Origin of the sequence: Pseudomonas baetica, from assembly GCF_002813455.1 — a bacterium.
GTDB classification, from domain to species: Bacteria; Pseudomonadota; Gammaproteobacteria; order Pseudomonadales; family Pseudomonadaceae; genus Aquipseudomonas; species Aquipseudomonas baetica.
The window spans coordinates 403,213-415,941 of sequence record NZ_PHHE01000001.1 but is presented as its reverse complement, the minus strand read 5'-3'; the positions used below and the strand labels follow the sequence as shown (position 1 = coordinate 415,941).

9 protein-coding genes are annotated in these 12,729 nt (G+C 60.5%); all 9 read left to right on the top strand.

Annotated features, from left to right (window positions below):
* Positions 1-257: 257 nt before the first annotated feature.
* A complete protein-coding gene (gene arcD / locus ATI02_RS01825; RefSeq protein WP_100845284.1) occupies positions 258-1,685 on the top strand; it encodes an arginine-ornithine antiporter in 1,428 nt (475 codons plus the stop codon).
* 33 nt (positions 1,686-1,718) lie between these two features.
* A complete protein-coding gene (gene arcA / locus ATI02_RS01820) occupies positions 1,719-2,975 on the top strand; it encodes an arginine deiminase (RefSeq protein ID WP_095188038.1) in 1,257 nt (418 codons plus the stop codon).
* A 172-nt stretch (positions 2,976-3,147) separates the two neighbouring features.
* Entirely contained in the window at positions 3,148-4,158 is a 1,011-nt protein-coding gene (locus ATI02_RS01810) for an ornithine carbamoyltransferase (RefSeq protein ID WP_095188037.1), read from the top strand.
* A gap of 190 nt (positions 4,159-4,348) precedes the next feature.
* The gene (arcC, locus tag ATI02_RS01805; RefSeq protein ID WP_095188036.1) at positions 4,349-5,278 is read left to right on the top strand and encodes a carbamate kinase; all 930 of its coding nucleotides are present in this window, start codon (positions 4,349-4,351) and stop codon (positions 5,276-5,278) included.
* 62 nt (positions 5,279-5,340) lie between these two features.
* Positions 5,341-5,703, top strand: a complete 363-nt coding sequence (locus tag ATI02_RS01800) for a DUF5064 family protein (protein ID WP_100845283.1) — start codon at positions 5,341-5,343, stop codon at positions 5,701-5,703.
* Between the two features lie 210 nt (positions 5,704-5,913).
* On the top strand, positions 5,914-7,422 hold the full coding sequence (locus ATI02_RS01795; RefSeq protein WP_095188034.1) for a transcriptional regulator GcsR: 1,509 nt from the start codon (positions 5,914-5,916) through the stop codon (positions 7,420-7,422).
* 430 nt (positions 7,423-7,852) lie between these two features.
* Positions 7,853-8,236: a glycine cleavage system protein GcvH gene (gene gcvH / locus ATI02_RS01790; RefSeq protein WP_100845282.1), complete on the top strand. Its 384-nt coding sequence runs from the start codon at positions 7,853-7,855 to the stop codon at positions 8,234-8,236.
* Between the two features lie 11 nt (positions 8,237-8,247).
* Positions 8,248-11,100 carry an aminomethyl-transferring glycine dehydrogenase gene (gcvP, locus tag ATI02_RS01785; protein ID WP_100845281.1) on the top strand — a complete coding sequence of 951 codons (2,853 nt, stop codon included), beginning with the start codon at positions 8,248-8,250 and terminating at the stop codon, positions 11,098-11,100.
* 205 nt (positions 11,101-11,305) lie between these two features.
* Entirely contained in the window at positions 11,306-12,682 is a 1,377-nt protein-coding gene (locus ATI02_RS01780; protein ID WP_100845280.1) for an L-serine ammonia-lyase, read from the top strand.
* The last annotated feature ends 47 nt before the right edge of the window (positions 12,683-12,729 follow it).

The window sequence follows — 12,729 nt, the reverse complement described above, 5'->3', positions numbered from 1 at the left end:
TGAAAACAGATGCGGAAAATTTGCCAAAACCTGAAAAAGAACTAGCGTGATAATTCGAAAGTAATAGGAGCCTTTCCCAGTCATATCTGCCAAACGCCTATCGGACGGGCCTTTCAGGCAGCAGCTTTATGCCATCAGGCGCCGCCTAAGTCATTCATTAACAATGGAATGTGACCATGCACTGATCTAAATCAGTTGTTTGAACAGTCAACAGAACTACGCTGTGAACTCTTCTCTCCTGCAATGGAGTCATGCAAATGTCTGAAGCTCCCGGAAAACTTCGACTAGGTGCACTGGTTGCATTGGTAGTCGGTTCAATGATCGGCGGCGGGATATTCTCTCTGCCGCAAAACATGGCAGCCAGCGCAGACGTCGGCGCGGTACTCATCGGTTGGGCCATCACCGCTGTCGGCATGCTCACCCTCGCTTTTGTCTTTCAAACCCTCGCCAATCGCAAACCTGACCTGGACGGCGGCGTGTACGCCTACGCCAAGGCCGGGTTTGGCGATTACATGGGTTTTTCCTCGGCCTGGGGTTACTGGATCAGTGCCTGGCTGGGCAACGTCGGTTACTTCGTTCTGTTGTTCAGCACCCTCGGCTATTTCTTTCCGGTTTTCGGCGAAGGCAACACGGTTGCCGCCGTCATCGGCGCTTCGGTGCTGCTGTGGGCGGTGCATTTCCTGGTACTGCGCGGAATCAAAGAAGCGGCGTTCATCAACCTGGTGACTACCGTCGCCAAGGTCGTGCCACTGCTGCTGTTCGTTTTGATCGCGGTCTTCGCCTTCAAACTGGACATCTTCACCGCCGATATCTGGGGCGTGAAAAACCCTGATCTGGGCAGTGTGATGAACCAGGTGCGCAACATGATGCTGGTCACCGTGTGGGTGTTCATCGGTATCGAGGGCGCGAGCATCTTCTCGGCCCGTGCCGAAAAACGCTCGGACGTGGGTAAATCCACCGTGATCGGTTTCATCACCGTGCTGCTGTTCCTCGTGCTGGTGAACGTGCTGTCGCTGGGCATCATGACTCAGCCGGAACTGGCGAAACTGCAGAACCCGTCGATGGCCGCCGTGCTTGAGCATGTAGTCGGTCACTGGGGCGCGGTGCTGATCAGCGTCGGTCTGATCATCTCCTTGCTGGGAGCGCTGCTGTCGTGGGTGCTGCTGTGTGCGGAGATCATGTTCGCCGCAGCAAAAGACCACACCATGCCGGAGTTCCTGCGTAAGGAGAACGCCAACCACGTACCGGTCAACGCCCTGTGGCTGACCAATGCGATGGTGCAGATTTTCCTGATCATCACCCTGTTCTCGGCCAGCACTTATCTGTCGCTGATCTACCTCGCCACTTCGATGATTCTGGTGCCGTACCTGTGGTCGGCGGCCTATGCCCTGCTGCTGGCGGTGCGCGGCGAAAGCTACGAAGGCTTCGCGGCCGAACGGCGCAAAGACCTGATCATCGGCGGCATCGCCCTGATCTACGCGGTCTGGCTGCTGTACGCCGGCGGGGTCAAGTACCTGCTGCTCTCCGCCCTGCTCTATGCGCCCGGCGCGATCCTGTTCGCCAAAGCCAAGCTGGAACTCAAACAACCGATTTTCACTAACGTCGAGAAGCTGATTTTCGCCGCAGTGGTCGTGGGTGCCCTGGTGGCTGCCTACGGTCTCTACGACGGCTTCCTGACTCTGTAACCCCTGATTGTTTTGTTATCTGGAGGATCTGAAATGACCACGGAAAAAGTTAAGTACGGCGTCCATTCCGAAGCCGGCAAACTGCGCAAAGTCATGGTGTGCTCCCCAGGTCTGGCCCACCAGCGGCTGACCCCGAACAACTGCGATGAACTGCTGTTCGATGACGTGCTGTGGGTCGCCCAGGCCAAGCGCGACCACTTCGACTTCGTCACCAAGATGCGTGAACGCGGGATCGACGTGCTGGAAATGCACAACCTGCTGACCGACATCGTCGCCATCCCCGAAGCGCTGGACTGGATTCTCGAGCGCAAGGTCACCGCCGATTCGGTGGGCCTGGGCCTGATCAACGAAGTCAAATCCTGGCTGAAAAGCCTGGAGCCACGGCACATCGCCGAATTCCTGATTGGCGGCGTCTCCGCCGATGATCTGCCGGACAGCTTCGGTGGCAAGACCATCCAGATGTTCCGCGATTTCCTCGGTCACTCCAGCTTCATTCTGCCGCCGCTGCCGAACACCCAGTTCACCCGCGATACCACCTGCTGGATCTACGGTGGCGTGACGCTGAACCCGATGTACTGGCCGGCGCGCCGTCAGGAAACCCTGCTGACCACCGCCATCTACAAATTCCACCCGCAGTTCACCAACGCCGATTTCGAGATCTGGTACGGCGACCCGGACAAAGACCACGGCAGCTCCACCCTTGAGGGTGGCGACGTGATGCCGATCGGCAACGGCGTGGTGCTGATCGGCATGGGCGAGCGCTCGTCCCGTCAGGCCATCGGCCAACTGGCGCTGAACCTGTTCAAGAACAAGGCTGTGGAAAAAGTCATCGTCGCCGGCCTGCCGAAGTCCCGCGCGGCGATGCACCTGGACACCGTGTTCAGCTTCTGCGACCGCGACCTGGTGACGATTTTCCCGGAAGTGGTGAATCAGATCGTCGCCTTCACCCTGCGCCCTGACGAAAGCAAACAGGGCGGCATCGACATCCGCCGCGAAGAATCGAGCTTCCTCGACACCGTGGCCGCCGCCCTCAACCTGCCGAAACTGCGCGTGGTGGAAACCGGCGGCAACAGCTTCGCCGCCGAACGCGAGCAATGGGACGACGGCAACAATGTGGTGGCCGTGGAGCCGGGCGTGGTCATCGGCTACGACCGCAACACCTACACCAATACCCTGCTGCGCAAAGCGGGCGTGGAGGTCATCACCATCAGCGCCGGGGAACTGGGCCGTGGCCGTGGCGGCGGCCACTGCATGACCTGCCCGATCATCCGCGACCCGATTGACTACTAACTTTTTCTTAATACGACCCGGCGCTGTGAAAGCGTAGCGAGCGAAGGAAAGACAAGGCAAAAACAGGCGAGGAAGCGGAGTTTACTGGTTGTAAATGAGCATTCCGAGCCTGTTTTTAACGCAGTATTTCCGAGCGCAGTAGCTTTCACAGTGTCGGGCAAGGAGATCCATCATGGCTTTTAACATCCACAACCGTAACCTGCTCAGCCTGGAACACCACACCCCACGTGAGCTGCGGTACCTGCTTGACCTGTCGCGCGATCTGAAACGCGCCAAGTACACCGGCACCGAGCAACAACACTTGAAGGGCAACAACATCGCCCTGATCTTCGAAAAAACCTCGACCCGCACCCGTTGCGCCTTCGAAGTGGCAGCCTATGACCAAGGCGCCAACGTCACCTACATCGACCCGAATTCCTCGCAGATCGGCCACAAGGAAAGCATGAAAGACACGGCCCGCGTGCTGGGTCGCATGTACGACGCCATCGAGTACCGTGGCTTCAAACAGGAAATCGTCGAAGAGCTGGCCAAATTCGCCGGTGTGCCGGTATTCAACGGTTTGACCGATGAATATCACCCGACCCAAATGATCGCCGACGTGCTGACCATGCGTGAACACGCCGACAAGCCGATCCATGACATCAGCTACGCCTATCTGGGCGACGCGCGAAACAACATGGGCAACTCGCTGCTGCTGGTCGGCGCGAAACTGGGCATGGACGTGCGCATCTGCGCGCCGAAAGCCCTGTGGCCACTGGATGATCTGGTTGAGCGCTGCAAAAAATACGCGGAAGAAAGCGGCGCGCGCATCACCCTGACTGAGGATCCGAAAGCCGCCGTCAAAGGCGTCGACTTCATTCACACCGACGTCTGGGTGTCGATGGGCGAACCGGTGGAAGCCTGGGCCGAGCGTATCCAGCAACTGCTGCCGTACCAGGTCAACGCCGAGCTGATGAAAGCCACCGGCAACCCACGGACCAAGTTCATGCACTGCCTGCCGGCGTTCCACAACAGCGATACCAAGGTCGGCAAACAGATCGCCGAGCAGTATCCGCACCTGGCCAACGGCATCGAAGTCACCGACGACGTGTTCGAGTCGCCAGCCTGCATCGCCTTCGAGCAAGCGGAAAACCGCATGCACACCATCAAGGCGATTCTGGTCTCGACGCTGGCTGATCTGTAAGACCGGCCCGCTCCCACTGCCGGAACCGGGCCCTTGTGGGAGGGGGCTTGCTCCCGAAGGCGGCGGATCAGTCGACAATCACTGTTGAATGACACACCGCTTTCGGGAGCAAGCCCCCTCCCACAAGGGCCCGGTTCTGGCAGTGCGATCGAGTCGTTTGCCATTCCTCTGCTTTAGAAGGACAAGCACCATGCGTATCGTCGTAGCTCTGGGCGGTAACGCCCTGCTCCGCCGTGGTGAGCCGATGACCGCTGACAATCAGCGCGCCAACATCCGCATCGCCACCGAGCAAATCGCCAAGATCCATCCCGGCAATCAACTGGTCATCGCCCACGGCAATGGCCCGCAAGTCGGCCTGCTGTCACTGCAAGCCGCGGCCTACACCTCCGTCACCCCGTACCCGCTGGACGTGCTCGGTGCCGAAACCGAAGGCATGATCGGTTACATCATCGAGCAGGAACTGGGCAACCTGCTGGATTTCGAAGTGCCGTTCGCCACCCTGCTCACCCAGGTTGAAGTCGACGCCAACGACCCCGCGTTCAAGAACCCGACCAAACCGATCGGCCCGGTCTATGACAAGGCCGAGGCAGAAAAACTCGCCGCTGAAAAAGGCTGGGCGATTGCCCCGGACGGCGACAAGTTCCGCCGTGTGGTCGCCAGCCCCCGGCCGAAACGCATCTTCGAAATCCGCCCGATCAAGTGGCTGCTGGACAAGGGCAGCATCGTGATTTGCGCCGGTGGCGGCGGCATTCCGACCATGTATGACGAAAACCGCAACCTCAAGGGCATCGAGGCGGTGATCGACAAGGATCTGTGCTCCTCGCTGCTGGCCGAACAACTGGAAGCGGATTTGCTGGTGATCGCCACCGACGTCAACGCGGCGTTCATCGACTTCGGCAAACCAACGCAGAAAGCCATCGCCGAGGCGCACCCGGACGAACTCGAACGCCTCGGTTTTGCCGCCGGTTCCATGGGACCCAAGGTGCAGGCAGCCTGCGAATTCGCACGCCATACTGGCAAGGTAGCGGTGATCGGTTCGCTGGCGGACATCGAAGCCATCGTTCAGGGCACCGCCGGTACTCGCGTAACCACTGCGAAGCCCGGCATCACTTACCGATAATTAGAAACTCCGGGGGCAGGCCCAAGGTCTGCCCTTCTCCCATGCCTTGAAAGGAGAAACCCATGGCCCAGTTTGAACCCGGTCATTTGCACATCGAACGGCACGCGTTGACCCCGGACGATGTCAGTTACAACGTACACCTCGACTACGAGGTGTTCACCGATCCGCAAAAAGGCAAAGGCATCCAGTTCACGATGCATGGCAACCTTCAGGGCAAGGACATGAAAGAGGCGTTCTTCCTGCCCAAGGAAGAGGCCTACAACTTTGCCAACAACGTGACGCGAATCGCCGAGAAGTACGGCATTCCCAGGACCCACAGCCAGATCGGCTCGGTGCACAAGCACTACGACATGATGTTTGAAGACATCCGTAAGCAGCTGGATATGAAATCCGGCGACCCGGTCAATCTCGAGCGCTTCGAATAACCCGCACCCGCCACATTCCCCCTGTGGGAGCGAGCCTGCTCGCGAACGCCATCTGTCAGTCAACTTCTTCATTTCTGACACACCGCATTCGCGAGCAGGCTCGCTCCCACAAGGGAACTATGTAGCTCTGAAAATCGCCGTAAATTTCACCATTAGCCCGCCCCAAGGCATACTTGCCACCCTCCGCTCTGCAGATCACTGAATCGCCCCATGCGTATCCACGTCAGCTTCATCGACCGCGTCGGCATCACCCAGGAAGTCCTGGCCATACTCGGTGGGCGCAATCTCAATCTGGATGCGGTGGAGATGATTCCGCCCAACGTCTACATCGACGCGCCGACCCTCAGCCCGCAAGTGCTCGAAGAACTCAAAGATGCGCTGTTTCGCGTGCTGGGTGTAGAAGCGGTGACGGTGGTCGACATCCTCCCCGGCCAGCGTCGGCACTTACAACTCGATGCCTTGCTCGCAGCAATGACCGATCCGGTACTGGCCCTCGACAGCGCTGGCAAGGTGCTGCTGGCCAACCCGGCACTCATCGCGCTGTACGGTCGCGAACCGGCCGGGGAAAGTGTCGCGGAACTGTTCAACGATCCCGGCCTGCTCGACACCCTGCTCGAACAAGGCTTTCGCTTGCCGCTGCGCGAGATCACCGTCAACGGCCAGACCCTGTTGCTCGACGCCACGCCGATCACCGACGCCGGCGCCCTGCTAACGCTGTATCAACCGAACCGCATCGGCGAACAACTCTCGGCACTGCACCACGACCACGCCGAAGGTTTCGATGCACTGCTCGGCGAATCGCCGGCAATCCGCACGCTCAAAGCTCGTGCGCAGCGAGTGGCCGCACTGGATGCGCCGTTGTTGATTCAGGGCGAAACCGGTACCGGTAAAGAACTGGTCGCCCGCGCCTGCCACGCCATCAGTGCGCGGCACAGTGCCCCGTTCCTCGCGCTGAACTGCGCGGCCCTGCCGGAAAACCTCGCCGAGAGTGAACTGTTCGGCTACGCCCCCGGCGCCTTCACAGGTGCCGCACGCGGCGGCAAACCGGGGCTGATGGAACTGGCCAACCAGGGCACAGTGTTTCTCGATGAGATCGGCGAGATGTCGCCGTACTTGCAGGCCAAGCTGCTGCGCTTTTTGAATGACGGCAGCTTCCGTCGCGTCGGCGGTGATCGTGAGGTGAAGGTCAACGTACGGATTCTCAGCGCGACCCACCGCGATCTGGAAAAAATGGTCAGCGAAGGCCTGTTCCGCGAAGACCTGTTCTACCGCCTTAACGTGCTCAACGTTGAAGTGCCGCCGCTGCGCGAACGCGGTCAGGACATTCTGCTGCTCGCGCGTTATTTCATGCAGCAGGCCTGTGCGCAGATCCAGCGCCCGGTCTGCCGCCTGGCCCCCGGCACTTATCCGGCGCTGCTCGGTAACCGCTGGCCGGGCAACGTGCGGCAACTGCAGAACGTGATCTTCCGCGCCGCCGCGATCTGCGAAAGCAGCCTCGTCGACATCGGCGACCTCGACATTGCCGGCACTTCGATGGCGCGGCAGACCGACAGCGACGTCGACAGCCTCGAACAAGCCGTCGAATCCTTCGAAAGATCGCTGCTGGAAAAACTCTACGTCAGCTACCCCTCGACCCGCCAACTGGCCAGCCGCCTGCAAACCTCGCACACCGCCATCGCCCATCGGTTGCGCAAGTACGGCATTCCCAACAAACCCTGAGCCATCACTGTCCCTTTGTGGGAGCGAGCCTGCTCGCGAATGCGGTGTGTCAATTGACATTAATGTGCCTGATGCGCCGCTTTCGCGAGCAGGCTCGCTCCCACAAAGTATGTAACGGATTCGAAATCCGTTCAAAAACGACCTCCATCTGTACTGAAAGCGCTACAGTGGAACGATATCGATACACCTTCCTCCAGCCACCGCTTTGCAAGGCTTTGATCCGCTTCAGCTTTTTCTCTCGCCCCAAGCTGTAGCGATTTCGCTACAGAAGCGCGTTTTCATCCATCTCAAAAACAACGCAAGCCATTGATTTAAAACAACAAATCAACCTTGGCCGCGTTCTTGCTAATCAACCCCTCATAAATAAGGGCTTCCCTGCCCACGCTTTCCACCGCGTCCACCAGACGAGTCTGGCCCCTGAGGAGTTTCCATGAGCGAGTTGCGTTTTACTGAAGATCACGAATGGCTGCGCACCGAAGCTGACGGCAGCGTTACTGTCGGCATCACCGCTTTCGCGCAGAACGCCCTGGGCGACGTGGTATTCGTGCAACTGCCTGAGCTGCAGGCTTACGAAAAAGGCGCTGAAGCCGCCACCGTGGAATCGGTGAAAGCCGCCAGCGGCGTGTACATGCCACTCGATGGCGATGTGCTGGAAGTGAACCCGGCGCTGGAAGACGCCCCGGAACTGGTCAACGAAGATCCGCTGGGCGAAGGCTGGTTCTTCCGCTTCCAGCCAAGTGACGCCGCCGCTGTCGACAAACTGCTGGATCAGGATGCGTATGACCGTCTGATCAAAGCCCAAGCCGAAGCCTGAGGAGACCTGTCATGACTCAAGTAAACCTTGGCACCGCCAACGAATTCATCGCCCGTCACATCGGCCCGCGCGCCGGTGACGAGCAAGCCATGCTCAACAGCCTCGGCTTCGACTCGCTCGAAGCCCTTAGCGCCAGCGTCATCCCGGAAAGCATCAAGGGCACCAGCGTGCTCGGCATGGACGACGGTCTGAGCGAGGCCGACGCCCTGGCGATGATCAAATCCATCGCCGGCAAGAATCAGCTGTTCAAGACCTACATCGGCCAGGGCTACTACAACTGCCACACGCCGTCGCCAATCCTGCGCAACCTGCTGGAAAACCCGGCCTGGTACACCGCTTACACGCCGTACCAGCCAGAAATTTCCCAGGGCCGTCTCGAAGCGCTGCTGAACTTCCAGACCCTGATCAGCGACCTCACCGGCCTGCCGATCGCCAACGCCTCCCTGCTCGACGAAGCCACCGCCGCTGCCGAAGCCATGACCTTCTGCAAACGCCTGAGCAAGAACAAGGGCAGCCACCAATTCTTCGCCTCGATCCACAGCCACCCGCAAACCCTTGACGTGCTGCGCACCCGTGCCGAGCCGCTGGGCATTGAAGTGGTCGTGGGCGACGAGCGTGAACTGACCGACGTCACCCCGTTCTTCGGCGCCCTGCTGCAATACCCGGCGAGCAACGGTGATGTGTTCGACTACCGCGAACTGACCGAACGCTTCCACACCGCCAACGCTTTGGTGGCCGTGGCCGCTGACCTGCTGGCTCTGACTTTGCTGACCGCCCCGGGCGAATTTGGCGCTGACGTGGCCATCGGTTCCGCGCAACGTTTCGGTGTGCCGCTGGGCTTCGGTGGCCCGCACGCGGCTTACTTCTCGACTAAAGATGCGTTCAAGCGCGACATGCCGGGCCGTCTGGTCGGTGTCTCGGTTGACCGTTTCGGCAAGCCGGCGCTGCGTCTGGCGATGCAGACCCGCGAGCAACACATCCGCCGCGAGAAGGCCACCTCGAACATCTGCACCGCGCAAGTGCTGCTGGCCAACATTGCCAGCATGTACGCCGTCTACCACGGCCCGAAAGGTCTGACGCAGATCGCCAATCGCGTGCATCACCTGACCGCGATTCTGGCCAAGGGCCTGAGCACACTGGGTCTGAAGGTCGAGCAGGAAAGCTTCTTCGACACCCTGACTCTGGCCTCGGGCGCGCAAACCGCCGCGCTGCACGACAAGGCTCACGCCCAGCAGATCAACCTGCGCGTCGTCGATGCTCAGCGTGTCGGTCTGTCGGTCGACGAAACCACCACGGCGGCTGACATCGAAACCCTGTGGAGCCTGTTCGCCGACGGCAAGACCCTGCCGGACTTCGCCACCCTCGCCGCCTCGGTGCAAAGCACCATCCCGGCTGCACTGGTTCGTCAGTCGCCGATCCTCAGCCACCCGGTGTTCAACCGTTATCACTCGGAAACCGAGCTGATGCGCTACCTGCGCAAACTGGCCGACAAGGATCTGGCACTGGATCGCACCATGATCCCGCTGGGCTCGTGCACCATGAAACTCAACGCCGCCAGCGAAATGATCCCGGTCACCTGGGCTGAATTCGGTGCGCTGCACCCGTTCGCTCCGGCCGCACAAAGCGCCGGTTATCAGCAACTGACCGACGAACTTGAAGCGATGCTCTGCGCCGCCACCGGTTACGACTCGATCTCGCTGCAACCGAACGCCGGTTCGCAAGGTGAATACGCAGGACTGCTGGCGATCCGCGCCTATCACCAGAGCCGTGGCGATGAGCGTCGCGACATCTGCCTGATCCCGTCGTCGGCTCACGGCACCAACCCGGCCACCGCCAACATGGCCGGCATGCGCGTGGTCGTGACCGCGTGCGACGCTCGCGGCAACGTCGACATCGAAGACCTGCGCGCCAAAGCCATCGAGCACCGCGAACACCTCGCCGCGCTGATGATCACCTACCCGTCGACCCACGGTGTGTTCGAAGAAGGTATCCGCGAAATCTGCGGGATCATTCATGACAACGGCGGCCAGGTGTATATCGACGGCGCCAACATGAACGCGATGGTCGGCCTCTGCGCGCCGGGCAAGTTCGGCGGCGACGTATCGCACCTGAACCTGCACAAAACCTTCTGCATCCCCCACGGCGGTGGCGGCCCGGGCGTCGGCCCGATTGGCGTCAAGTCGCACCTGACACCGTTCCTGCCAGGGCACGGCACCATGGAGCGCAAAGAAGGCGCGGTCTGCGCGGCACCGTTCGGCAGCGCGAGCATTCTGCCGATCACCTGGATGTACATTCGCATGATGGGTGGCGCCGGTCTGAAGCGCGCTTCGCAACTGGCAATCCTCAATGCCAACTACATTTCCCGTCGCCTCGAAGAGCACTACCCAGTGCTGTACACCGGCAGCAACGGTCTGGTCGCGCACGAATGCATCCTCGACCTGCGCCCGTTGAAAGACAGCAGCGGCATCAGCGTCGATGACGTCGCCAAGCGTCTGATCGACTTCGGCTTCCACGCCCCGACCATGTCGTTCCCGGTCGCCGGCACGCTGATGATCGAGCCGACCGAAAGCGAATCCAAAGAAGAACTGGACCGCTTCTGCGACGCGATGATCCGCATCCGCGAAGAAATCCGCGCGGTGGAAAACGGCACCCTCGACAAGGACGACAACCCACTGAAGAACGCTCCGCACACGGCGGCGGAACTGGTTGGCGAGTGGACGCACCCGTACAGCCGCGAGCAAGCGGTTTACCCGGTTGCGTCGTTGATCGAGGGCAAATACTGGCCACCGGTCGGTCGCGTCGACAACGTGTTCGGCGATCGCAACCTGGTTTGCGCCTGCCCGTCGATCGAAAGCTACGCTTAAACGAATGAGGGGCGTTTTAATCGCCCCGATTTCTGCAACACCACAGATCCCCCTGTGGGAGCGAGCCTGCTCGCGAAAGCGTAGTGTCAGTTAATGAAAGGTTGTCTGACCCAGCGCTTTCGCGAGCAGGCTCGCTCCCACAAGGGATCTGCGACCGATTTCGGACTTCCGCCAATTCCTATAACAAGAAACCGGAGAACCACTCATGTCGTTAAGCGTGTTCGACCTGTTCAAGATTGGCATCGGCCCCTCCAGTTCCCACACCGTCGGCCCGATGCGTGCCGCCGCGCGCTTCGCCGAAGGCCTGCGCCGGGAAAACCTGCTGACTGTGACTGCGAGTGTTCGCGTCGAGCTGTACGGCTCGCTCGGCGCCACCGGCAAGGGTCACGGCAGCGACAAAGCCGTGCTGCTCGGCCTTGAAGGCGAACACCCGGACACCGTCGACACCGAAACCGTCGCGGCTCGATTACAAGAAATTCGCAGCAACACGCGCCTCAACCTGCTCGGTGAACACAGCATTGCGTTCAACGAAAAAGAACATCTGGCGATGATCCGCAAACCGTTGGCCTATCACCCCAACGGCATGATTTTCCGCGCGTTCGACGCGGCGGGCATTCAGATCCGCAGCCGCGAGTACTACTCGGTCGGCGGTGGTTTTGTTGTCGATGAGGACGCGGCCGGTGCCGATCGCATCGTCGAAGACGCCACGCCGCTAACCTTCCCGTTCAAAAGCGCCAAGGACTTGCTCGCGCATTGCAGCACGTATGGCCTGTCGATCAGCCAGGTGATGCTGACCAACGAAAGCGCCTGGCGCCCGGAAGCGGAAACCCGCGCCGGCCTGCTGAAAATCTGGCAGGTGATGCAGGACTGCGTCGCCGCAGGTTGTCGCAACGAAGGCATTCTGCCCGGCGGTTTGAAGGTCAAGCGCCGCGCGGCCGCACTGCACCGGCAACTGTGCAAGAACCCGGAATCGGCGCTGCGCGATCCACTGTCGGTGCTCGACTGGGTCAACCTCTACGCGCTGGCGGTCAACGAAGAAAACGCCAACGGCGGCCGGGTGGTCACCGCGCCAACCAATGGCGCGGCGGGGATCATTCCGGCGGTGCTGCATTACTACATGCGCTTCATTCCCGGCTCGAACGATGACGGCGTCGTGCGTTTTCTGCTCACCGCCGCTGCAATCGGCATTCTGTACAAGGAAAACGCCTCGATCTCCGGCGCCGAAGTCGGTTGTCAGGGAGAAGTCGGCGTGGCCTGTTCGATGGCGGCCGGGGCGTTGTGCGAAGTGCTCGGCGGCAGCGTTCAGCAAGTCGAGAACGCGGCGGAAATCGGTATGGAGCACAACCTCGGCCTGACCTGCGACCCGATTGGCGGGCTGGTGCAAGTGCCGTGCATCGAGCGCAATGCCATGGGTTCGGTGAAAGCGATCAATGCGGTGCGCATGGCCATGCGTGGCGACGGACAACATTTCGTTTCCCTCGACAAAGTCATCCGCACCATGCGCCAGACCGGCGCCGACATGAAAAGCAAATACAAAGAGACCGCCCGCGGCGGTCTGGCGGTCAACATTATCGAATGCTAATTAGCCCCTTCTCCCTTCGGGAGAGGGTTGGTGTGAATCAAGGAGTT

Coding starts and splice junctions, on each gene's coding strand:
- arcD (WP_100845284.1), top strand. CDS start 258: ATGTCTGAAGCTCCCGGAAAACTTCGACTAGGTGCACTGGTTGCATTG.
- arcA (WP_095188038.1), top strand. CDS start 1,719: ATGACCACGGAAAAAGTTAAGTACGGCGTCCATTCCGAAGCCGGCAAA.
- ATI02_RS01810 (WP_095188037.1), top strand. CDS start 3,148: ATGGCTTTTAACATCCACAACCGTAACCTGCTCAGCCTGGAACACCAC.
- arcC (WP_095188036.1), top strand. CDS start 4,349: ATGCGTATCGTCGTAGCTCTGGGCGGTAACGCCCTGCTCCGCCGTGGT.
- ATI02_RS01800 (WP_100845283.1), top strand. CDS start 5,341: ATGGCCCAGTTTGAACCCGGTCATTTGCACATCGAACGGCACGCGTTG.
- ATI02_RS01795 (WP_095188034.1), top strand. CDS start 5,914: ATGCGTATCCACGTCAGCTTCATCGACCGCGTCGGCATCACCCAGGAA.
- gcvH (WP_100845282.1), top strand. CDS start 7,853: ATGAGCGAGTTGCGTTTTACTGAAGATCACGAATGGCTGCGCACCGAA.
- gcvP (WP_100845281.1), top strand. CDS start 8,248: ATGACTCAAGTAAACCTTGGCACCGCCAACGAATTCATCGCCCGTCAC.
- ATI02_RS01780 (WP_100845280.1), top strand. CDS start 11,306: ATGTCGTTAAGCGTGTTCGACCTGTTCAAGATTGGCATCGGCCCCTCC.